We start from the raw sequence: 22,026 nt of genomic DNA on the forward strand, positions 1-22,026 counted from the left end.
GATGCACGTCGAACTGACTTCCGCGCAACGGCAGCTGCGGGCCGAGCTGCGCGACTACTTCGCCGGCCTGATCAGCCCCGAGGAACGCCGGGCGATGCGGCGCGAGCGGCACGGGCCGGTGTTCCGCGAGATCGTCCGCCGGATGGGCCGCGACGGCAGGCTCGGCGTCGGCTGGCCGGTCGAGTACGGCGGCCAGGGCTTCGGTGGGATCGAACAGCACCTGTTCGTCGACGAGGCCGCGCGCGCCGACGTCCAGCTGCCGTCGGTCACCCTGCAGACGGTCGGGCCGACGCTGCAGGAGTTCGGCACGGACGAACAGAAGTCCTTCTTCCTGCCGAAGATCCTGGCCGGGGAGATCCACTTCGCGATCGGCTACAGCGAACCGGAGGCCGGCACCGACCTCGCCGCCCTGCGGACGACGGCCGTGCGTGACGGCGACGAATACGTCGTCAACGGCCAGAAGATCTTCACCACCGGCGGCCACGACGCCGACTACATCTGGCTCGCCGTGCGGACCGCGCCGGACGCACCGAAGCACAAGGGCATCTCGATTCTCATCGTCGACACGAGCGACCCCGGCTACTCCTGGACGCCGATCATCACCTGCGACGGCGCCCACCACGTCAACGCGACCTACTACTCGGACGTCCGCGTGCCGGTGAACCGCCTGGTGGGCCGGGAAAACGCGGGCTGGCGGCTGATCACGACGCAGCTCAACCACGAACGCGTCATGCTCGGGCCGGCCGGGCGGATCGGCGGCCTGTACGACCGCGTGCGCGCCTGGGCGAGCGCGCACGGCCTGCTGGACCTCGCCGACGTGCGGGCCGTGCTCGCCGACGCGCTGGCCGTGACCCGGGTGAACGAGCTGCTGAACTGGCAGGTCGCGGTGTCTTCGGCGAGCGCGCCGGTGGGCGTCGCGGACGCGTCGGCGACCAAGGTGTTCAGCTCGGAGGCCATCCAGCGGATCGGCCGGAACCTGGAAGAGATCGTCGGGCGCCACGGCGACCTGGCCGATCCGGACACCGCCGAGCTCGCCGAATGGCTCGACGTCACCGCGAAACGCAACATCGTGCTGACCTTCGGCGGGGGCGTCAGCGAAATCCAACGGGAGCTGATCGCCTCGATCGGCCTGGGCCTGCCGAGGGTGCCACGATGACCATCGAAGAAGCCGCCGCGGAGATCGCCGCGCGCGGGGAATGCGCGCCGCGCCTGGCCCGCGACCCCGTCAACCAGGCCATGGTGAACAACTGGGTCGAGGCGATCGGGGACCGCAACCCGGTCTACACCGACCCGGAGTTCGCCGCCGCGAGCGTCCACAAGGGACTGGTCGCGCCGCCCGCGATGGCGCAGGTGTGGACGATGGGCGGCCTGAACGTCCCCCGCGGCTCCGACGACCCGCTGGGCCTGATGATGGAGCTCCTGGACGAAGCCGGGTTCACCTCCGTCGTCGCGACGAACTCCGAGCAGACCTACCACCGCTACCTGCGGCCCGGCGAGCAGGTCGAGGCGCGAACGCGGCTGGAGGACGTCGTCGGCCCGAAGAAGACCGCGCTCGGCGAGGGCTGGTTCGTCACCACGCGGATGACCTGGTACGTCGGGGACGAGGCCGTCGCCGAGATGATGTTCCGGGTGCTCAAGTTCCGCCCGCCCGCGCCGAAACCGCCGCCGGCGCCGGTGCTGCGGCCGGTGATCAGCCGGGACACCGAGTTCTTCTGGGCCGGCCTGCGCGAGGGTGAGCTGCGGATCCAGCGCTGGGGCGAGACGCTGCGGCACCCGCCGGGGCCGATGCCGCCCGACGGCTCGCTCGACACCAAGCCCGACTACGTCGTCTCCGGCGGCCGGGGGACCGTGTACTCGTACGTCGTGCACCACCACCCGGCGGTGCCGGGCAAGCAGCTGCCGTTCGTGGTGGCCCTGGTCGAACTGGAGGAAGGCGTCCGGGTGATGGCCGAGCTGCTGGACGCGGCCCCGGACGAGGTCCACATCGGACTGCCGGTGGTCGCCGCGTTCGTCAAGGTCGACGAGGACCTGACCCTGCCCGCGTGGAAGGTGGCCCGATGACCGTCACCGAAGGGACCGAGCTGCCGCCGCTGACGATCGAGGCGACGCCGACGTTCGTCGTCAGCACCGCGCTGGCGACCCGCGACTTCCAGGACGTCCACCACGACCGCGACTCGGCCGTGGCGCGCGGCTCGAAGGACATCTTCTTGAACATCCTCACCGACACGGGCCTCGTGCAGCGGTTCGTCTCGGAGTGGGCCGGGCCCGAGGCGCTGATCCGGTCGATCAAGATCCGGCTCGGCGTGCCCTGCTACGCCTACGACACGCTGACGTTCACCGGCCGGGTGGTGTCGGCTTCCGGGCGGGACGTCGTCGTGTCGGTGTCCGGTGTGGACAGTCTCGGTGAGCACGTCGCCGGGACGGTGGAGGTGACCCTGCCGTGACGCTCTCGGGCAAGGCGGCGATCGCCGGGATCGGCGCGACGGAGTTCTCGAAGGACTCCGGGCGCAGCGAACTGCGGCTCGCGGCCGAATGCATCTCCCACGCACTGGCCGATGCCGGGCTGACGCCGTCCGATGTGGACGGACTGGTGTCGTTCACCATGGACGGCAACGCCGAGATCGCCGTGGCCCGCGAACTCGGGATCCCCGAGCTGAAGTTCTTCAGCCGCATCCACTACGGCGGCGGCGCGGCCGCGGCGACCGTGCAGCAGGCCGCGATGGCGGTGGCGACCGGCGTCGCGGACGTCGTCGTCGCCTACCGGGCGTTCAACGAGCGGTCCGGACACCGCTTCGGCCAGGTGTCGTCGGCGGCGGCAGGCCAGGTCAACTCCTCGGGCGTGGACAACGCGTTCCACTACCCGATGGGCATCGCGACCCCGGCGGCGACGGTGGCCATGGTCGCGCGGCGGTACCTCCACGACTACGGCGCGACGAGCGAGGACTTCGGCCGCGTCGCCGTGATCGACCGCAAGCACGCGGCGACCAACCCGAACGCGTGGTTCCACGAGCGGCCCATCACCCTCGAGGAGCACCAGGCGTCGCGCTGGGTGGCCGAGCCGCTGCACCTGCTCGACTGCTGCCAGGAGAGCGACGGTGGCGTCGCGCTGGTCGTGACGAGTGTCGAGCGGGCGCGCGACCTGGCGCGGCCGCCGGCGGTGATCGCGGCGGCGGCGCAGGGGAGCGGGCCGGACCAGTACGTGATGACCAGCTACTACCGCGACGACCTGGCCGCGCTGCCGGAGATGGGCGTCGTGGGCAGGCAGCTGTGGGGCCAGTCGGGACTGGGACCGTCCGATGTGGACGTCGCGGTGCTGTACGACCACTTCACGCCGTACGTGCTGATGCAGCTGGAGGAGCTGGGCTTCTGCGGCCGCGGCGAGGCGAAGGACTTCATCGCCGACGGCGCCCTGGAGCTCGACGGCGTGTTGCCGCTCAACCCGCACGGCGGCCAGCTCGGCGAGGCGTACATCCACGGGATGAACGGCATCGCGGAGGGTGTCCGGCAGATCCGCGGCGCCGCGGCCAACCAGGTGACGGGCGCGTCCCGGGTGCTGGTCACGGCGGGGACGGGTGTGCCCACCAGCGGACTCATCCTGACGGGTGACTGAGTGTCACCTCAATGACGGCTGGTGCCCGGCCGGCGTGGGTGTCACGGTGGAGACACCACCCCACGACGGAGAGTGAGGCCGATGGTGGTCGACTGGGCGCTCACGGCGGTGTTCGCGGCGCTGGTGCTGCCGTGCGTGCTGCGCCTGGTCCGCCTCGACTACGCCCGGCTGGGCCACGGGGTACGCCACGGCGACCTCGCGGAGCTGCTGCTGGTGGTGGCGATGGTGGCAATGGTCTCCCCGGTGGGCGGCCCGATCCCGGCGGCGGGCTGGCAGGCGGTGCTGGTTTTGGCAACGGCTTGGTTCGCACTGGCCTGGTGGCGCGGCCGGTCGTGCGCCCACCACGCGTTGTCAGCGGCGGCGATGCTGTACATGGTGACGGCGATGCCCCACGGCGGAGTGGACCACGGACCATGGCTGACGATGTCGGCCATGGACGCCCGGCTGGCACTACCGGCGGTGGCGGTGCTGGCGGCGGCCTACTTCGTGGCGGACGCGGCCTGGTCGGGAGTGGCAGTGGTCCGCGGCTCGGCGGCCATGGGCGCCGGCGCCGCGTTTGGCTCCGGCGCGGGCTCCGGCCAGGCCTCGCGCGCGGTGTGCCGGGCGGCGATGGGGGCCGGGATGGGGTACATGTTGCTGGCCTCGGCATTGTGAGCGCAGCGGTTTGCGCGCACGGCACCGAGAGGTCCCCGGCCTGGGGGCCCCCGGATTTCACGTTACCGGAGACCACCGACAGTTTCGGGCGGTGCGGCAGGTCAGCCCGCGATCCGCCGCACCTCGCCGAGCGGGCTCTCGCCCGGCTCCGGCAGCCCCGCCGCCGGGTGGTCGGCCGTCCACTGGGTTGCCGCCGCTATGTCCTTCTTCAGCGCCGTGATCAGGTCCTCCGCCGAGGAATACTTCTCCTGCTCGCGCAGGTGCGAGCCCAGCCACACCACCAGTGTCTCGCCGTACAAATCGCCCGAAAACTCCAGGACGTGCGCCTCCAGCAGGCGGTACCCGTCCGCGCCGTAGTACGTCGGGCGGCGGCCGACCGAGATCGCCGCCGGCAACCGAGTGCCGTCCGGGCGGCCGATCCAGCCTGCCCACACCCCGTCGCCCAGTGAGCCTGCCTGGTCGGTCAAGGCGATGTTCGCTGTGGGGAAGCCCAGCTCGCGGCCGCGCTGGTCGCCCGGCTCGACCGTTCCCCGCACCACGAAATATGCAGTCACCCCACCACGGTAGCGGCTCCGGCAACCCGGCTCAGGGAGTGGACACCAGCACCGTGTCCGCCAGCACCGGCGCGTCGTCCCGCTCGACCGCCGACGTCGTCACCAGCAGCCGGTCGTCCGCACGCCACACCCGGATCCGCAGGGTTTCGCCCGGGAACACCACGCCGGCGAACTTCGTCGCGAACGACGCCACCCGCGCCGGGTCGCCGTCCAGGAACTCGTTGACCAGCACCCGTGCGACGATCCCGTACGTGCACAGCCCGTGCAGGATCGGCCGCTCGAACCCCGCCGCCCGGGCGAACGCCGGGTCCGCGTGCAGCGGGTTGCGGTCGCCGCAGAGCCGGTACAGCAGCGCCTGCTGCGGCAACGTCGGGACCTCCAACACGACGTCCGGCGCCCCCGAAGGCCAGGCAACCCGCTCCGAAGGCCCCCGCGAGCCGCCGAACCCGCCCTCGCCCCGCGCGAAGATGCTCGACCGGGCCGTCCACAAAGGATCCCCGGACGACGACGTGACCGCTACCTCCTGGACCACCACCGCCGCCTTGCCCTTGTCGTACACGTCGGCGATCCGCGACCGCGCCACCGCCTTCCCCGACGTCGGGATCGGCTGGTGCAGCGTGATCTCCTGCTTGCCGTGCAGCACCTTCGCCAGGTCGATCTCCACCCCGGGGAACGACACCGCCGGCGGGTCGAACACGCGCAGGTTGGCCGCGACCGTCGCGAACGTCGGCAGCACCACCAGGTCCTGCTCGTAGGTGTAGCGCAGCTCGTCCGGCCCGGCGCCCAGAGCCAGGTGGTACAGCAGCACGTCCGACGACGTCCAGGCGAAGTTCACCTCGCCGATCTCGGCACCGATCGCGACCGCGGGGTCGATGGGCACGCGGGAACTCCTATTCGTAGCTGATCGAGACCTCGTCGGTGACCGGCAGCGACTGGCAGGCCAGCACGATGCCGTCCGCCATGTCCTCGGCGTCGAGCACCTCGTTGTGCAGCATCTTCACTTCGCCCGAGACGACCCGGCACGCGCACGCGCTGCACTGTCCCTCGCGGCACGAGTACGGCGCGTCCATGCCCTCGTCCAGCAGCCGGTCCAGGAGCTTGCGCTGCCGCGGCCAGGACATCGTCCGCGTCGAGCCGTCCAGCGACACCGTCAGCGACGCCGGTGCCTCGTCGGAAGGCTCCTCGACGACCTCGACGGTCTCTTCGAACGGATTGCCGGTCAGCGACGTGAACTTCTCGACGTGCACCCGGTCCCGCGGCACCCCGAGCTGCCCGAGCGCCTCCCGCACGGCCGCCATGAACGGCGCCGGCCCGCAGAGGAACGCCTCGTGCGACGTGTACGCCGAAGCCAGCCCGCGCAGCTGCGAGACGTCCGGCAACCCCTGGACGCTCTCCAGCCAGTGGATGACGACCAGCCGATCGCCGTAGCGCTTCGCCAGCGAAGCCAGTTCGCCCGCGAAGATCACCGAACGCTCGTCGCGGTTCGCATAGACCAGCACGACCCGGCCGGAGCCGGTCTCCAGGGCCGTCTTGAGGATCGCCATCACCGGCGTGATGCCGCTGCCGCCCGCGAAGAGCAGGAAGTCCTCGTCGACCGACGACGGGCAGAACACCCCGGCCGGTGCCAGCACGTCGAGCCGCATCCCCGGCTGCAGCGACGAGCAGAGCCAGCTCGACCCGTACCCGCCGTCGGTGCGCTTGACCGTCACCTGCACGCGGTTCTCGTGCGGCGCGCTCGACAACGAGTAGCACCGCGCCACCGAACCGGTCTGTTCGCTGGGAATGCGGAGGGTCAGGAACTGCCCCGCGGTATAAGAAAAAGCCGCGGCGTGCTCGGGCGGGATCTCGAAGACCACCGACCGCGCGTCCGGCGTTTCGACGACGACGTCGGCGACCGTCAGCGTGTAGACCCGCTCAGCCATCGGCCACCGCCAGCGTGCCTTCGCGCACCGCGTCGCCGATGCTGTCGGCCAGCTTCGGGCACGTGTCGAGCAGCGCCGACGGGCCGTCCGCGTCCGCGAACACCGGGCAGCTGTCGGCGGGCCGGGACGTCCACTGGATGCTCGTGTGCTGGATGCTGTTCTTCTTCACCAGCACGCACGTCCCGCAGCTGCGGCACTCGTGCGGCCGCAGCCCGCCCGACAGGAATTCGGTCTGCTCGGCGGTGGTCACACTTCCGCCTCGGTCTTCTGCCGCGCCAGGTTCTCCGCGACCTCCGCCGCCCACGCCTCGTTCGCCTTCGAAGTGTCCACTTCGAACTCGAAGCGCCGGGTCATGTCCTCGGTGACGTCGGCGACGTCGACGTAGAACTGCTGGTACCAGCGGCGAAGCTGGTAGACCGGACCGTCCTCTTCGCACAGCAGCGGGTTGTCGATCTGGGTCTTGTGCTTCCAGATCTCGACGTCCTGCAGGAAGCCGGCGCCGATCCCGCGGGCCAGCTTGGCGGCGATCTTGTCCGCGTGCTCGTCGGAGATGCCCGGCGGCTTCCGCACCTTCATCCCGTACTGCAGCACGAACGACGTCGGCGTCACCGGGTAGTGGCAGTTGATGAGCACGCTTTCGATCTCGTAGCCCTGGAACGAGTTCACCAGCTTGTTGATCATGTACGACGGCCCGAAGTACGACGCCTCCGACCGCAGCAGGTTCTCCTCGCCGCCGTAGTTCGACGCCATGCCCATGTCCGGGCGGCCCTTGGTGTTGAGGTACTGCGTGGCGATGTGGCCCTCGAACACGTTCTTGAAGTACGTCGGGTAGGCATAGTGGATATAGAAAAAATGCGCCATGTCCACGACGTTGTCGATGATCTCCCGGCAGTTGGAGCCGTCGATGAAGATCTCGTCCCAGGTCCAGTTGCTCCACTCGGCGCTGTCGGCGGCCTCGATCCGCGGGATCGCCAGCTCCTCGGGCGGCGGGTTGCCCTCCGGGTCGTGCCAGACGAGCAGCTGGCCGTTGCGCACCTCCGTGGTCCACGACCGCGTCCGCGCGCGCAGCGGAACCCGCTTGGCGTAGGGGATCGAGACGCACTTGCCCTTGCCGTTCCAGCGCCAGTCGTGGAACGGGCAGGCCACCTCGTCGCCCTTGACGCTGCCCTGGGTGAGGTCGCCGCCCATGTGCCGGCAGTAGCCGTCGAGCACGTGCAGCTCGCCGGCCGAGTCCGCCCACACCACGAGCTTCGTGCCGAACGCGGTGATCGCGTGCGGCTTCCCGTCGCGGAAGGTCTCCGCCAGGCCGAGGCAGTGCCAGCCGCGGGCGAACCGGGTCGGCGGCTCACCGGCGTAGATGGTGCGTACCGAATCCTGCGTCATCGCTGCCCTCCCGTGGTCCCTCGATCTTCGTGCGCCAGCCGCGTCGCCGCAAGGTAGCCGAACACCATGGCGGGACCGATGGTCGCGCCGGGCCCGGCGTACGTCCGGCCCATCACGGCCGCGCTGGCGTTGCCCGCGGCGAACAGCCCCGGCACCGCCGAGCCGTCTTCGCGCAGCACCTGCGCGTGCTCGTCGGTGCGCAGCCCGCCCTTGGTGCCCAGGTCGCCCGGCACGATCTTCACCGCGTAGAACGGCGCTTTGTCCAGGGGGCCGAGGCTGGGGTTGGGTTTGTTGCGCGGGTCGCCGTAGTAGTGGTCGTACTTGCTGACGCCGCGGTGGAAGTCCTCGTCGACGCCGTTGCGCGCGAAGCCGTTGAACCGCTCGATGGTGGCTTTCAACGCGGCCGCCGGGACGCCGATCTTCGCGGCCAGCCCGGTGACCGAAGACGACTTCGCCGCGATCCCGGCCTTGAACCAGCGGCCCGGCAGCGGCTGGCGCGGCCCGATGCCGGTGAACATGTACCGGTCCTTGTAGCGCTGGTCGAACAGCAGCCAGGTCGGGATGTGCCGGCCCGGGCCGTCGCCGGGCCCGTACATCGCGTGCACGGCTTCGACGTAGGGCGCCGACTCGTTGACGAACCGCTCGCCGTGCGCGTCGACCATGATGCTGCGCGGCCGCGACCGCTCGGCCAGTGCGAACCACGGCCCGCCGGTGAGCGGCAGCGACGGCCCCCACCAGGCGTCGTCCATCAGGTCGAGCGCCGCGCCCAGCTTGAGACCGGCGGTGATGCCGTCGCCGGTGTTGGCCTCGGCGCCGACGGTCCAGTCGACGCCGATCGGCGCCCGCTGGTACTTCTCGCGCATCTCGAGGTTCCGCTCGAAGCCGCCGCTGGCGAGGATCACGCCGCGCCGGGCTTCGACGGTTCCCTCCGCGGTGACCACGCCGGTCACGCGGTCGCCGTCGACCTGCAGGTCGACCAGCGGCGTGTTCAGCCGGACCTCGACCCCGGCCCGGGCCAGGCCGACCCGCAGGCCGGCCGCAAGCGCTTGCCCCATGCTCAGCAGCTGCTGCCCGCGGAGCTTGCCGACGAGCCACTGCCGGCCCAGCGACAGCAGCCGCAGCGCCCCGCGCGGGTGCCGGGCGAGGAGGCTCAGCCAGCGGTAGTCGGCCTGGGTGATCGGCACGCCGAGCGGGGGAGCGCTGTACGGCGGTTCGAGGTGGGCCAGCTCGGCGCCGAGCAGCTTGCCGTCGAGGGCGACCGGCTCGACCGAGCGGCCGCCGGGGCGCCCGCCGGGCGCCTCGGGGTGGTAGTCGCTGTAGTCGCGGACCCAGCGGAACTCCAGCGGCGTGTGGTCGCAGACGAACCGCAGCACCTCGGGCCCGTGCGCGAGGAACGTGTCCCGCCGGCCGGCCGGGACGACGTCGCCGACGATCGAGGCCAGGTACTCGCGCGCCCGTTCGGGTGGTTCGTCGATCCCGGCGGCGCGCAGCGCGTGGTTGCCGGGCAGCCAGACACCGCCGCCGGAGCGGGCGGTCGAGCCGCCGAAACAGCCCGCCTTCTCCAGGACCACTACGCTCAAGCCGTTGTGGGCCGCAGCCAGCGCGGCGGTCATCCCGGCGGCACCGCTGCCGACCACGACGACGTCGAACTGCTCCGTCATGCCACCTCACTTGTAACGTGTTCCACAGACCGAGTACCCAGTTGAGAGCCGCTTTCGGTCACCATAGACGAGAACGTGTTTCAGTTCTAGGGTAGCGACCATGGACGCACTCGTCGCGGACGTGGTCATCGTGGGTTTCGGGGCGGCCGGCGCCTGCGCCGCCCTGGAAGCGGCCGACGCGGGCGCCGACGTCATCATCGTCGAACGCTTCGCCGGGGGCGGGGCCAGCGCGGTCAGCGGCGGCGTCGTCTACGCCGGCGGCGGCACCGGGCAGCAGCTCGACGCCGGCGTCGACGACTCGGTCGACGCGATGTACGCCTACCTGCGCATGGAAACCGGGGACGTCGTCTCCGAACAGACGCTCCGGCGGTTCTGCGAGGGCAGCCGCGAGATGATCACCTGGCTGGAGGGCAACGGCGTGCCGTTCGAAGGCAGCCTCTGCCCGTACAAGACGTCGTACCCGAGCGACGACCACTACCTCTACTACTCCGGCAGCGAAGCGGCAGGCGGCTTCCGCGACGCGGCGAAGCCCGCCCCGCGCGGCCACCGCGTCAAGGGGCCCGGGACCTCGGGGAAGATGCTGATGGCGCGGCTCAAGGCGGCCGTGCGCGCCCGGGGCATCCGGGTGCTGACGCAGACGACCGCCCGCAGTCTGATCCGTGACGACGCCGGCCGCGTCACCGGGCTCGTCGCCGACACCCTGAGCGACGCCCCCGCGTCGGTGCGGGCGCGGCACCAGCGCTTCGCGCAGTACGCGGCGAAGCCCGGGATCTACGTGCCGTCGTTGCGCAAGTCGCTGCACCGGCGGGTGGAGCGCTTCGAGCGGGCGCACGGCCGTGAGCTGCGGATTTCCGCCCGGCGCGGGGTTGTGCTCGCCGCCGGCGGCTTCATCGCCGACCGCGAGATGGTGCGCGAGCACGCGCCGGCCTACCGCGGTGGGCTCCCGCTCGGCACGTCCGCCGACGACGGTTCGGGCATCCGGCTCGGCATTGCGGCCGGCGGGGCGACCGGCGAGCTCGGCCGGATCTCCGCGTGGCGGTTCATCACGCCGCCGAGCGCGTTCCTCAGCGGGATCATCGTCGACGCCGCCGGGCGGCGGGTCATCGACGAGTCCCGCTACGGCGCCGCGGTCGGCGAGAAGCTCATCGAGGAGCACGGGAGCCGGGGCTGGCTGCTCGTCGACGCGCCGATCGTCGCCGAGGCGCGGCGGGACACGAGGGCGCAGAGCCAGTGGTTCCAGGCGTTGCAGCTGCGGTACCTGCTGCGGCGCGGCCGCGTCACCGGGACGACGGTCGAGGAGGTGGCGCGCAAGGCCGGCGTCGACCCGCAGGGGCTGCGCGCGAGCGTCGAGGCCTACCACGGCGACCGCGATCCGGTGGGCAAGCCCACCGAGTTCGTGCGGCGCCTGGACAACCCGCCGTACTCGCTCATCGACATCTCGGTGCGGCCGAACCTCGGCTACCCCACGCCGATGCTCACCCTCGGCGGACTGGTCGTCGACGAGGACACCGGCGCGGTGCGGAGCACGGCGGGGCAGCCGATCCCGGGGCTGTACGCCGCCGGCCGCACCGCCGTGGGAATCTGTTCCAGGTCTTACGTGAGCGGACTGTCGCTGGCCGACTGCGTGTTTTCCGGCCGCAGAGCGGGGATCAACAGTGCCCTGGCGCAGGGCGTTCTCGACAAAAACGAGAACGTGTTCTAGTCTTGCGGTAGTTGAGACTAGAGAGGAACTGCGCATGAGCGAGCAGGTGATCGCCGGGGTCCGGGACCTCCTGCCGGTCCTGCGGGAACGGGCCCAGGACACCGAGGACGCGCGCCGCGTCCCCGAGGAGTCCGTCAAGGCCCTGCAGGAGACCGGGTTCTTCAAGCTGCTGCAGCCGAAGCTCCACGGGGGTTTCGAAGCCGACCCGACGAGCTTCTACACGGCGGTCAAGCTGATCGCGAGCGCGTGCGGGTCCACCGGCTGGGTCGCCTCCATCCTCGGCGTCCACCCGTGGCACGTGGCCCTGTTCGACGCGCAGGCGCAGCAGGAGGTCTGGGGCGACGACCAGGACGTGCGGATCTCCTCCTCGTACGCGCCGATGGGCAAGGCCGAGGTCGTCGAGGGCGGCTACCGCCTGTCGGGCCGGTGGAGCTTCTCCTCCGGCTGCGACCACTGCACGTGGGTGCTGCTCGGGGGACCGGTTTTCAAGGACGGCAAGCCGGTCGACTTCTGCACCTACCTGCTGCCGATCGCCGACTACTCCATTGTGGACGTCTGGGACACGATCGGCCTGCGCGGCACCGGCTCGAACGACATCGTCGTCGAGGACGTCTTCGTGCCGCAGCACCGGGCGCTGAGCTTCATCGCGACGTCGAAGTGCAAGGTGCCGGGCCAGGCCGTCAACCCCGGCCCGCTCTACCGGCTGCCGTACGGTTCCGTGCACCCGACCACGATCACCGCGCCGATCATCGGCATGGCCCAGGGTGCCTACGACGCGCACGTCGAGCACCAGCGCAAGCGCGTGCGGGCCGCCTACGCCGGCGAACAGTCCAAAGAGGACCCGTTCGCCAAGGTGCGGATCGCCGAGGCGGCCAGTGAGATCGACGCCGCCTGGCTGCAGCTGACCCGCAACATCGAGGAGCTGTACGGGCTCGCCAAGCGCGAGGAGCGGCTGCCCGCGGACCTGCGGCTGCGCGTCCGGCGCGACCAGGTGCGCGGCACCGAGCGCGCGATCTCCGCGATCGACCGGCTCTTCGAGAACTCCGGCGGCCGGGCGATCCAGCGCGGCACGCCGATCCAGCGCTTCTGGCGCGACGCGCACGCGGGCCGGGTCCACGCGGCCAACGACGCCGAGCGCGCGTACGTCATGTACGGCACCGGCGCCTTCGGGCTCCCCGTCGAGAACGCGATGTACTGATGGCCGCTCCCGAAGGCAAGTACGTCCAGGCGGGCTCGCTGAAGCTGCACTACCACGAAGCCGGCGCCGAGCACGCCGAGACGGTGATCCTGCTGCACGGCGGCGGGCCCGGCGCGTCGGCGTGGAGCAACTTCGGCCGCAACCTGCCGGAGTTCGCCAAGCACTACCGGACGATCGCCGTCGACCAGCCCGGCTTCGGGCGGTCGGACAAGCCGACCGAGCACCCGCAGTACTTCCGGCACAGCGCGGACGCCGTCCTCGGGCTCATGGACGCGTTGGGGATCGAACGCGCGCACTTCGTCGGCAACTCGCTGGGCGGGGGCGCGGCGGTCCGGTTCGCGCTGAACCACGGCAAGCGCGCCGGGCGGCTGGTGTTGATGGGGCCGGGCGGGCTGAGCGTCAACCTGTTCGCGCCCGACCCGACCGAGGGCGTCAAGAACCTCGGGCGGTTCGCGGCCAAGCCGTCGCGCGAACGGATGGAAGCCTTCCTGCGCATCATGGTCCACGACCAGGCGCTGATCACCGACGAGCTGATCGACGAACGCTTCGCCGCGGCGAACACGCCCGAGTCACTGGCCGCCATGCGCGCGATGGGCATGTCGTTCGCGCAGCCCGACACGTACGAAGAAGGCATGCTCTGGCGCGAGGCCCACCGCCTGCGCCAGCGCGTACTCTTGATCTGGGGCCGCGAAGACCGCGTCAACCCCCTCGACGGCGCCTTGGTCGCTTTGAAAACCATCCCGCGCGCGCAGCTGCACGTGTTCGGCGGCTGCGGGCACTGGGCCCAGCTGGAGAAGTTCGACGAGTTCAACCGGCTGGCCCTCGACTTCCTCGGGAGTTCCTGATGGGCATCCGGTCACTGGGCTACCTCCGCATCGAAGCCACCGACATGGCCGCGTGGCGCGAGTACGGCCTCAAGGTGCTCGGCATGGTCGAAGGCAAGGGCGAGAACCCCGAAGCGCTCTACCTGCGCATGGACGACTTCCCGGCACGGCTGGTCATTTCGCCGGGCTCCGCGGACCGCCTCGCGGTCACCGGCTGGGAGGCGGCCAACGCCGGTGAGCTCGCCGAGATCCGGTCGCGGTTGGACAGAGCCTCGGTGCCGTACAAGGAAGGCACCCCGGAGGAACTGGCCGACCGCCGCGTCGACGAGCTGATCAGCTTCGACGACCCGTCCGGCAACACCCAGGAGGTGTTCCACGGCGTCGCACTGCAGCACCGGCGGGTAGTGAGCCCGTACGGCCACAAGTTCGTCACCGGCGAGCAGGGTCTCGGCCATGTTGTTTTGTCCACAAAGGACGACGAGGCGTCGCTGCGCTTCTACCGGGACGTCCTCGGCTTCCGGCTGCGCGACTCGATGCGCCTGCCGCCGCAGCTGGTCGGGCGGCCCGCCGACGGGCCACCCGCGTGGCTGCGGTTCTTCGGCTGCAACCCGCGGCACCACAGCCTGGCGTTCCTGCCGATGCCGACGCCGTCCGGGATCGTGCACCTGATGGTCGAGGTGGAGAACACCGACGACGTCGGCCTGTGCCTCGACCGCGCGATCCGGCGCAAGGTGCCGATGTCGGCCACCCTCGGCCGGCACGTCAACGACCTGATGCTGTCGTTCTACATGAAGACCCCGGGCGGCTTCGACGTCGAGTTCGGCTGCGAAGGCCGTCAGGTCGACGACGACAACTGGATCGCCCGCGAGAGCACCGCGGTCTCGTTGTGGGGCCACGACTTCTCGGTCGGCGCGCGGCCCCCGGGCGCATGACCTCCGTGGCGGTCGACCAGACCGAGTTCCGCAGCGTGCTCGGGCACTTCTGCACGGGCGTCACGGTCGTCACCGGCCGCGACGGCGACACCCTCGCCGGGTTCGCCTGCCAGTCGTTCGCGGCGCTGTCGCTCGACCCGCCGCTGGTGCTGTTCTGCCCGGCCCGGACCTCGCGCACGTGGCCGGTGCTGGCCGCGGCGGGCCGGTTCGCGGTCAACGTGCTGGCCGAGGACCAGCAGGAGGTCAGCGCGGTGTTCGGCGCCCGCGGCGAGGACAAGTTCGCCCGGTTCGGCTGGACACCCGCGCCGTCCGGCGCACCGCTGCTGGACGGCGCGCTGACCTGGATCGACTGTGCTTTGGAAGCCGTGCACGAAGCGGGTGACCACTACGTCGTGATCGGCCGGGTGACGGCACTGGGCGCGCCGTCGGACGCACGTCCGCTGCTGTTCCACCGCGGCCGGTACGCCGTCACCGAGCCGGTCCGCGACGCGTTCGCGGCCATGCTGCCCTGGCCGCGTCCCGACGACTGGCTGTAACCGGGATCGCTCCACCGGGTGGTTGTGCACGGATTCACAGGTGGGCCGCGTCCCATTCACGAGAGAAAGCCGAGCCTCGGCGCGCACACTGTTACCGAGAAGAAATCTTCCCGGGAGGAGTGTGTCGCGCATGCGTGGGCCCAGCGGACGGATCGCCCGGTTCGGGCGGCGGGTGCACCCCGGTCGCAACCCGCTGGCGCGCGCGGGCGACCGCGTCGAAGCCCTCCTGCTGCTCCTGGCCGTCGCCGGCGCGTTCCTCGCGATCCCGTTCGCGGCGGCCTTCGGCTCCGACACGTACGCGGCACAAACGGCCCGCGCGGCCCAGGAACGCGCGACCCGCCACCCGGCGACGGCGGTCTCCCTCGCGGCAGCGGCCGGCCAGCCCTACAGCACCGACGGCGCCGGCGCCCCGGCCGCGCAGGCCACGGTCCCGGCGGCCTGGTTCGACGCCCGCGGCGCCCGCCACACCGGCGACGTCCTCGCCGACCCGGGCAGCCCGGCGGGCACCCACGTGCCGATCTGGCTGGACTCCCGCGGCGAGCTGGCGGGCGAGCCCCTGTCGGCGGCCACCTCGGCGGCGGACGGCGTCTTCGCGGCCATCCTCCTGTGGGCGGCGATCACGGGAGCGCTGGCGGGCCTGTACGCGACGGCCCGGTTCGTCCTGACCCGCTTCCACGCGGCGGCCTGGGACCGGGCGTGGTCGCAAGCCCGCCACGACAGCCGCTTCTGAGCCCGTAACGCCATCCCGCCGCCGCACCGGCCCGGCGCCGGAACCGATCTGAGCCGTCACTTCCAGCGGAAGTGCACGAACACCCTGCCGAAGTTGTCCTTGTCCTTTTCGACCCGGTGGTAGAGCGCCTTGACGTCCTTGCGCTCGAGGAACCGCAGGACGTGTTTCTTCAGCTGCCCCGACCCCTTGCCCGGGATGATCTCGACCAGCGGGGCCTTCTTGGCCACCGCCTCGTCGATGACCGCCCGCAGCGCGCGGTCGATCTCGCCGCCGCGGTTGTAGATGTCGTGCAGGTCCAGCTTCAGCTTCACGCGTCCTCCCGGCCCCGGCGACGTGCGGCAGCGGTCGACACGCGTGATCCCACAGCCGACACGCGTGATCGGAGCGACGACACGGCGGCGCAGAGCCGTGTCGACCCTTCAATCACGTGGAGTTGCCCCGGTGAGGCGGACACGGGGTTTTCAGGCAGCCAGGGCCTGACGGTAGCTGGTTCGGGCTTCGGCGGGGGTGTTCTGGCCGATGGTGGAGTGCAGCCGGTTGTGGTTGTAGTAGCGCAGCCAGGTGAACACGTCCTGGCGCGCCTGGGCTCGTGTCCGCCAGATCGTGGTGCCGATCTCGGTTTTAAGGGTGGCGAAGAAGGCTTCGGCGACGGCGTTGTCGTAGCAGGACCCCACCCGCCCGACCGACGGGCGGATCCGATGCTCGGCGAGGGCGGCCCGGAACTGGCTGCTCGTGTATTGGACGCCGCGGTCGGAGTGAAACACCGCGTCGGGCTGGATGAGGCCGCGGGCGGTCGCGAGGTCGATGGCGTCGCAGACCAGGTCGGTGCGCATGTGGTCGGCCATGGCATGGCCGACGACCTCCCGGGTGTGCAGGTCGATGACGGTGGCCAGGTAGAGCCAGCCCTCGAAGGTGGGCAGGCAGGTGATGTCCCCGACCAGCCGTGTCCCGGGTTTCTCGGCGGTGAAGTCCCGGCGGATCAGGTCCTGAACCGGGGTGACCGGGCCGGCCGCAGGCCGGGTGGTGGTGCGGCGTTTGCGGCGGGTGATCCCGGCCAGGCCATGTGCGCGCATCAGCCGCTCCACCCGCTTGTGATTCACCACGATCCCGCGGCGGTGCAGTTCGGCGGTGATCCGCGGGACGCCGTAGGCACCCTGGTGTTCGGCATGGATCTCGGTGATCAGCCTGACCAGTTCGGCCTCGGCCTCCGCCCGCCGGGCACGGCCGGCTTCGGCGGCGACCCACTCGTGGAAGCCTTGCCGGCGCAGGCCCAGGACCTGGCACAACCGCTTGACACCGAACTCGGTGCGGTGTTCGGAGATGAACCGGTAGCGGTAGATCATCGATCCATCTCGCGCGCAAAATAGGCGGCCGCTTTCCGCAGGATCTCCTTCTCTTTCTGCAGCTCAGCGACCTGCTTCCGCAACCGCGTCACCTCCAGGGCCTCCGCCGGGTCTTCTGCCGGCGGCCCAGCCTCCGCCTCCTGCTTGGCGGTGTTCACCCACGCCCGCAGGGTCTCGTGATTGACCCCCAGCTCGCGGGCGATCTGCCGCAACGGCCGGTCACTCGAGTTCACCAGCTCGACCGCGTCACGACGGAACTGCTCCGGATACTTCGACCTGCGAGACATCAGGACATCCTCCCTCCAGACCACTGTCTGGAATCAAGGTGTCCGGCCCCACGGGGCAACTCCACACGCGTGTCGACCTCCTGATCACGCGTGTCGGCGCCGGAGTCACAGGGCCTGCCACCAGCCGTCCACCGGTGGGGGTGCGGCCGTGTCGATGCGCTCGCCCGGGCGGGGGATCGCCAGCGGGAGGTCGGCCTCCTTCGCCTCGGTCCACACGCGGTCGGCCGGCTCGCCCCACGGGTGCATCGCCAGCTGGAACGTCGCCCAGTGCACCGGGACCAGCAGCTTCGCCCGGACGTCGAGGCCCGCCGCGACGCCCTCCTCCGGGGTCATGTGGATGTCCGGCCAGTGCGGTGCGTAAGCGCCGATCTGGATCAGCGCCGCGTCGAACGGGCCGTGCTCCGCGCCGATGGCGGCGAATCCGTCGAAGTAGCCCGTGTCGCCGCTGTAGAACACCCGGTGCGACGGCCCCAGCAGGGCCCACGACGCCCACAGCGTGTCGTCGTTCGTGATGCCGCGGCCCGAAAAGTGCTGGGCCGGCGTCGCCACGAACCGGATGCCCGCCACCTTCGCCTCTTCGTGCCAGTCGAGCTCGATGATCCGGTCGGCCGGGACGCGCCAGCGTTCCAGGTGGGCGCCGACGCCGAGCGGGACCAGGAACGGCGCCTCCGACGAGGCCACCAGCGCGCGGACCGTCGCCAGGTCGAGGTGGTCGTAGTGGTCGTGGGAGATCACGACGGCGTCGATCCGGCCGAGCCCGGACAGCGGCACCGGCGGCTCGTGCAGCCGCCGCGGGCCGGCGAACGCCGCCGGGGACACGCGGTCGCTCCACACCGGGTCGAGCAGCACGCGGGCGCCGTCGAGCTCGACCAGCGTGGACGCGTGGCCGTACCACGTCAGGTGCAGGCCGTCGGCGGACAGCACCGGCTCCGCCGCGACCAGCGGCACCGCGCTGCCCGGTTTGCGCAGCTCACGGTGCTCGCCGAAGAACATCTCGCGGAAGATGGTCCGCATCGAGGCCGCGGTCATCGGGTGCCGCGGCGCCGCGTTGCGGAACACCTTGCCGTCGAACTGCGGCGAGGAGCGGACCCGCTCGGCCCGGGCGCCGGCGGCCTTCGCGCCGAACGCCGCGGGCAGGTCCCGCAGGGCCTCGATCATCTTCCTCATGTCCCCGAGTCTACGAACGGTTCCTGAGAGGGGCCCCAGCTTCGTGCAGGTGGGTGAGCGCCTGCCGGTAGGACTCGACCAGGCTCGTCTGCAGGTACGGGATGCCCAGCTCGGCGCAGTAGGCCTGGACGACCGGCTGCGCCCGCCGCAGGTGCGGCGACGGCATGCTCGGGAACAGGTGGTGCTCGATCTGGTAGTTGAGCCCGCCGAGGGCGACGTCGGTGACGAGGCCGCCGCGGACGTTGCGCGACGTCAGCACCTGCTTGCGGAGGAAGTCGAGCTCGGGGCGCCCGGTCAGCGTCGGCATGCCCTTGTGGTTGGGCGCGAAGATCGATCCCATGTAGACACCCCACAGTCCCTGGTGGACGGCGAAGAACAGCAGCGCCATGCCGGGGGAGAGCACGGTGAACAGCGCACCGAGGTACAGGCCGAAGTGCCCGGCGAGCAGCGCGGCTTCCACGCCGCGGTAACGCAGCCCCGGCCTGCGGGCCGCGCGGATGCCGGACCAGTGCAGGTTGAGGCCTTCGAGGGTGAGCAGCGGGAAGAACAGGAACGCCTGGTACCGCCCGACGAACCGCGCGACGCCGCTCGCGTGGCGGGCCTGGTCCTTCGACCACACGAGGATGTCCGGGTCGACGTCCGGGTCGAGCTCCTCGTGGTTCGGGTTGGCGTGGTGGCGGGTGTGCTTGTCCATCCACCAGCCGTAGCTCATCCCGATCCCGAGGTTCCCGGCGAGCATCCCGGCGATCTCGGCAGGCCGCCGTCGCCGGAAGACCTGCTTGTGCGCGAGATCGTGCGAGAGCAGGGCGATCTGCCCGAACATGACAGCCATGAAGGCCGCGACGGCGAGCTGCCACCAGGAGTTCCCCAGCAGGGCGAAGGCGACCCAGCCGGCGGCGAACAACCCGGTGACGACGGCGATGCGGGCGGTGTAGTAGCCGGGACGGCGGTTCATCAGGCCGGCGGCGGAGATGCGGTGGCTCAGCCGGGCGAAGTCGCTGCCGGTGCTGATCTCTGTCGTGGTCACCCACCCGAGTCTTCGCGGTAGGGGGGCCTCGCCGGAACCCGGACCGCACCAGGCAATTTGCGGGGGCCCGCCCTACCACGGCGTCTGGTATACGCGTCAGCCGACGTACTCCGCGAGGTGCTTCCCGGTCAGCGTCTTCTTCCGCGCCTTCACCAGCTGAGCAGGCGTCCCCTCGAACACGATCTTCCCGCCGTCGTGGCCGGCGCCCGGGCCCAGGTCGACGATCCAGTCCGCGTGGGCCATCACCGCCTGGTGGTGCTCGATGACGATCACCGACTTGCCCGCGTCCACCAGCCGGTCCAGCAGGCCCAGCAGCTGCTCGACGTCGGCCAGGTGCAGGCCAGCCGTCGGCTCGTCCAGGACGTACACGCCGCCCTGCTCCGCCATGTGCGTCGCCAGCTTGATGCGCTGCCGCTCGCCGCCGGACAGGGTCGTCAGGGGCTGGCCCAGTGTCAGGTAGCCGAGGCCGACGTCGGACAGGTGCGTCAGGATCTTGTGCGCCGCCGGCAGCGCGGCGTCGCCGGACGAGAAGAAAGCCTGCGCCGCGGACACCGACATGCCCAGCACCTCGCTGATGTCGCGGCCGCCGAAGGTGTACTCCAGCACCTCGGCGTTGAACCGCTTGCCCTCGCACACCTCGCACGGTGTCGCGGTGCCCGCCATGATCCCCAGGTCCGTGTAGACCACGCCGGCGCCGTTGCAGTTCGGGCACGCGCCTTCGGAGTTCGCGCTGAACAGCGCCGGCTTCACGCCGTTGGCCTTGGCGAACGCCTTGCGGATCGGCTCCAGCAGGCCCGTGTACGTCGCCGGGTTGCTCCGGCGGGAGCCGCGGATGCCCGTCTGGTCGACCGTCACCACGCCCTCGCCGCCGGACACCGAGCCGTGGATCAGCGAGCTCTTGCCCGAGCCCGCCACCCCGGTCACGACGACCAGCACGCCCAGCGGGATGTCGACGTCGACGTCCTGCAGGTTGTGCGTCGACGCCCCGCGCACCTCGAGGAAGCCCGACGGCGTGCGCACCGACGGCTTCAGCGACGCGCGGTCGTCCAGGTGCCGCCCGGTCAGCGTGCCGCTGGCCCGCAGACCGTCCACAGTGCCCTCGAAGACGATCTCGCCGCCCTCGGTGCCGGCGCGCGGGCCGAGGTCGACCACGTGGTCGGCGATCGCGATCGCCTCCGGCTTGTGCTCCACGACCAGCACCGTGTTGCCCTTGTCGCGCAGCTGCAGCAGCAGGTCGTTCATGCGCTGGATGTCGTGCGGGTGCAGGCCGATCGTCGGCTCGTCGAAGACGTACGTCACGTCGGTCAGCGACGACCCGAGGTGCCGGATCATCTTGGTGCGCTGGGCTTCCCCACCCGAGAGTGTCCCGGATGGACGGTCGAGCGAGAGGTAGCCGAGGCCGATCTCGACGAACGAGTCGAGCGTGTGCTTCAGCGCGTCCAGCAGCGGCGCGACCGACGGCTCGGACAGCTTCGCCACCCACGCGGCGAGGTCGCTGATCTGCATCGCGCACGCGTCGGCGATGCTGAGCCCGTCGATCTTCGACGACCGCGCCTCCGCCGACAGCCGCGTGCCGTCGCAGTCTGGGCAGGTCTGGAACGTCACCGCCCGCTCGACGAACGCGCGGATGTGCGGCTGCATCGCGTCGACGTCCTTGGAGAGGAAGGACTTCTGGATCGACGGCACCAGCCCGGAGTAGGTCAGGTTGATGCCCTCGACCTTGATCTTCGTCGGTTCCTTGTAGACCAGGTCGGCGAACTGCTTCTTGGTGTACTTCTTGATCGGCTTGTCCGGGTCGAAGAAGCCGGAGCCGCGGAAGATGCGGCCGTACCAGCCCTCCATGCTGTAGCCCGGGATCGTGATCGCGCCTTCGTTGAGGGACTTGTTCTCGTCGAACAGCGCGGTGAGATCGATGTCGTTGACCTTGCCGCGGCCCTCGCAGCGCGGGCACATGCCGCCGGTGATGCTGAAGCTGCGGCGCTCCTTGATCTGCCGGCCACCCTTTTCGATGGTGACCGCGCCGGCGCCGCTGATCGAGGCGACGTTGAACGAGAACGCCTGCGGCGAACCGATGTGCGGGGTGCCGAGCCTGCTGAACAGGATGCGCAGCATCGCGTTCGCGTCGGTGGCGGTGCCGACCGTGGAGTGCGGGTTGGCGCCCATCCGCTCCTGGTCGACGATGATCGCGGTGGTGATCCCGTCGAGGACGTCGACGTCGGGTCTGGCCAGCGTCGGCATGAACCCCTGCACGAAGGTGCTGTAGGTCTCGTTGATCAGCCGCTGCGACTCGGCGGCGATCGTGCTGAACACCAGGGAGCTCTTGCCGGAGCCGGAGACCCCGGTGAACACCGTCAGGCGCCGCTTGGGCAGCTCGACGCTGACGTCCTTGAGGTTGTTCACGCGCGCGCCGTGGACGCGGATCAGGTCGTGGCTGTCGGCGACGTGCGGTGCGTTCTTCCTCGTGGGCTTGCTCATCGGGGTTCTCCAGCTTTCGTT

The 22,026-nt window shown here is 70.8% G+C and carries 23 protein-coding genes; 11 read left to right on the top strand and 12 right to left on the bottom strand.

Going from position 1 to position 22,026, the window contains the following annotated elements; genetic code table 11:
- Position 1 precedes the first annotated feature (1 nt).
- The 5 genes from BLW76_RS16070 (at position 2) to BLW76_RS16090 (ending at position 4,264) form a co-directional block, all read left to right on the top strand.
- Positions 2-1,156 (top strand): acyl-CoA dehydrogenase family protein, encoded by a 1,155-nt coding sequence (locus BLW76_RS16070; RefSeq protein WP_091307910.1) that lies wholly within the window; start codon positions 2-4, stop codon positions 1,154-1,156.
- Positions 1,153-2,061, top strand: coding sequence for a bifunctional MaoC family dehydratase N-terminal/OB-fold nucleic acid binding domain-containing protein (locus tag BLW76_RS16075; RefSeq protein ID WP_091307914.1), 909 nt, complete (start codon positions 1,153-1,155; stop codon positions 2,059-2,061). The genes BLW76_RS16070 and BLW76_RS16075 overlap by 4 nt, the downstream gene beginning before the upstream one ends.
- Positions 2,058-2,444 carry a MaoC family dehydratase gene (locus tag BLW76_RS16080; protein ID WP_091307917.1) on the top strand — a complete coding sequence of 129 codons (387 nt, stop codon included), beginning with the start codon at positions 2,058-2,060 and terminating at the stop codon, positions 2,442-2,444. The genes BLW76_RS16075 and BLW76_RS16080 overlap by 4 nt, the downstream gene beginning before the upstream one ends.
- Positions 2,441-3,610, top strand: coding sequence for a lipid-transfer protein (locus BLW76_RS16085; protein ID WP_091307920.1), 1,170 nt, complete (start codon positions 2,441-2,443; stop codon positions 3,608-3,610). Before BLW76_RS16080 ends, BLW76_RS16085 begins: the two co-directional genes overlap by 4 nt.
- An 81-nt stretch (positions 3,611-3,691) precedes the next feature.
- Positions 3,692-4,264 carry a DUF5134 domain-containing protein gene (locus tag BLW76_RS16090; RefSeq protein WP_091307922.1) on the top strand — a complete coding sequence of 191 codons (573 nt, stop codon included), beginning with the start codon at positions 3,692-3,694 and terminating at the stop codon, positions 4,262-4,264.
- Positions 4,265-4,365: 101 nt separating this feature from the next.
- On the opposite strand, the gene BLW76_RS16095 is transcribed toward BLW76_RS16090, so the two are convergent.
- From BLW76_RS16095 to kstD, 6 genes are read right to left on the bottom strand one after another with little or no spacing between them, the layout of a single operon-like run.
- A complete protein-coding gene (locus BLW76_RS16095; RefSeq protein WP_091307925.1) occupies positions 4,366-4,818 on the bottom strand; it encodes a riboflavin kinase in 453 nt (150 codons plus the stop codon).
- A gap of 31 nt (positions 4,819-4,849) precedes the next feature.
- Complete coding sequence (locus tag BLW76_RS16100) at positions 4,850-5,698, bottom strand: MaoC/PaaZ C-terminal domain-containing protein (RefSeq protein ID WP_091307927.1); 849 nt, start codon at positions 5,696-5,698, stop codon at positions 4,850-4,852.
- 10 nt (positions 5,699-5,708) lie between these two features.
- Entirely contained in the window at positions 5,709-6,740 is a 1,032-nt protein-coding gene (locus BLW76_RS16105) for a ferredoxin--NADP reductase (protein ID WP_091307929.1), read from the bottom strand.
- Positions 6,733-6,990 (bottom strand): hypothetical protein, encoded by a 258-nt coding sequence (locus tag BLW76_RS16110; protein ID WP_091307932.1) that lies wholly within the window; start codon positions 6,988-6,990, stop codon positions 6,733-6,735. Before BLW76_RS16110 ends, BLW76_RS16105 begins: the two co-directional genes overlap by 8 nt.
- The gene (locus tag BLW76_RS16115) at positions 6,987-8,123 is read right to left on the bottom strand and encodes a 3-ketosteroid-9-alpha-monooxygenase, oxygenase component (protein ID WP_091307935.1); all 1,137 of its coding nucleotides are present in this window, start codon (positions 8,121-8,123) and stop codon (positions 6,987-6,989) included. Before BLW76_RS16115 ends, BLW76_RS16110 begins: the two co-directional genes overlap by 4 nt.
- On the bottom strand, positions 8,120-9,784 hold the full coding sequence (gene kstD / locus BLW76_RS16120) for a 3-oxosteroid 1-dehydrogenase (RefSeq protein WP_091307938.1): 1,665 nt from the start codon (positions 9,782-9,784) through the stop codon (positions 8,120-8,122). Before kstD ends, BLW76_RS16115 begins: the two co-directional genes overlap by 4 nt.
- Positions 9,785-9,884: 100 nt before the next feature.
- On the opposite strand from kstD, the gene BLW76_RS16125 reads away from it, so the two are divergent.
- The 6 genes from BLW76_RS16125 to BLW76_RS16150 all read left to right on the top strand — a co-directional run bounded on the left by BLW76_RS16125 (position 9,885) and on the right by BLW76_RS16150 (position 15,706).
- Positions 9,885-11,486 carry an FAD-binding protein gene (locus BLW76_RS16125; RefSeq protein ID WP_091307939.1) on the top strand — a complete coding sequence of 534 codons (1,602 nt, stop codon included), beginning with the start codon at positions 9,885-9,887 and terminating at the stop codon, positions 11,484-11,486.
- Between the two features lie 34 nt (positions 11,487-11,520).
- Entirely contained in the window at positions 11,521-12,684 is a 1,164-nt protein-coding gene (hsaA, locus tag BLW76_RS16130) for a 3-hydroxy-9,10-secoandrosta-1,3,5(10)-triene-9,17-dione monooxygenase oxygenase subunit (RefSeq protein ID WP_091307942.1), read from the top strand.
- A complete protein-coding gene (hsaD, locus tag BLW76_RS16135) occupies positions 12,684-13,529 on the top strand; it encodes a 4,5:9,10-diseco-3-hydroxy-5,9,17-trioxoandrosta-1(10),2-diene-4-oate hydrolase (RefSeq protein ID WP_091307943.1) in 846 nt (281 codons plus the stop codon). The genes hsaA and hsaD overlap by 1 nt, the downstream gene beginning before the upstream one ends.
- Positions 13,529-14,440, top strand: a complete 912-nt coding sequence (gene hsaC, locus BLW76_RS16140; protein WP_091307946.1) for an iron-dependent extradiol dioxygenase HsaC — start codon at positions 13,529-13,531, stop codon at positions 14,438-14,440. The genes hsaD and hsaC overlap by 1 nt, the downstream gene beginning before the upstream one ends.
- Positions 14,437-14,976: a 3-hydroxy-9,10-secoandrosta-1,3,5(10)-triene-9,17-dione monooxygenase reductase subunit gene (gene hsaB / locus BLW76_RS16145; protein ID WP_091307947.1), complete on the top strand. Its 540-nt coding sequence runs from the start codon at positions 14,437-14,439 to the stop codon at positions 14,974-14,976. The genes hsaC and hsaB overlap by 4 nt, the downstream gene beginning before the upstream one ends.
- Positions 14,977-15,106: 130 nt before the next feature.
- A complete protein-coding gene (locus tag BLW76_RS16150; protein WP_091307950.1) occupies positions 15,107-15,706 on the top strand; it encodes an Rv1733c family protein in 600 nt (199 codons plus the stop codon).
- Between the two features lie 56 nt (positions 15,707-15,762).
- Here BLW76_RS16150 and BLW76_RS16155 read toward each other — a convergent pair whose 3' ends face one another.
- From BLW76_RS16155 to BLW76_RS16180, 6 genes are all read right to left on the bottom strand, one after another.
- On the bottom strand, positions 15,763-16,017 hold the full coding sequence (locus BLW76_RS16155; protein ID WP_009075408.1) for a Smr/MutS family protein: 255 nt from the start codon (positions 16,015-16,017) through the stop codon (positions 15,763-15,765).
- 150 nt (positions 16,018-16,167) lie between these two features.
- Entirely contained in the window at positions 16,168-17,049 is an 882-nt protein-coding gene (locus BLW76_RS16160; RefSeq protein WP_091307952.1) for an IS3 family transposase, read from the bottom strand.
- Positions 17,046-17,336, bottom strand: a complete 291-nt coding sequence (locus BLW76_RS16165) for a transposase (protein ID WP_091307954.1) — start codon at positions 17,334-17,336, stop codon at positions 17,046-17,048. The genes BLW76_RS16160 and BLW76_RS16165 overlap by 4 nt, the downstream gene beginning before the upstream one ends.
- Positions 17,337-17,441: 105 nt before the next feature.
- A complete protein-coding gene (locus tag BLW76_RS16170) occupies positions 17,442-18,503 on the bottom strand; it encodes an MBL fold metallo-hydrolase (protein ID WP_091307957.1) in 1,062 nt (353 codons plus the stop codon).
- Between the two features lie 10 nt (positions 18,504-18,513).
- Positions 18,514-19,530, bottom strand: a complete 1,017-nt coding sequence (locus BLW76_RS16175) for a fatty acid desaturase family protein (RefSeq protein ID WP_091307958.1) — start codon at positions 19,528-19,530, stop codon at positions 18,514-18,516.
- Between the two features lie 96 nt (positions 19,531-19,626).
- Positions 19,627-22,005: an ATP-binding cassette domain-containing protein gene (locus BLW76_RS16180; RefSeq protein WP_091307961.1), complete on the bottom strand. Its 2,379-nt coding sequence runs from the start codon at positions 22,003-22,005 to the stop codon at positions 19,627-19,629.
- Positions 22,006-22,026: the final 21 nt, after the last annotated feature.

It is taken from the genome of Amycolatopsis tolypomycina, from assembly GCF_900105945.1.
GTDB classification, from domain to species: Bacteria; Actinomycetota; Actinomycetes; order Mycobacteriales; family Pseudonocardiaceae; genus Amycolatopsis; species Amycolatopsis tolypomycina.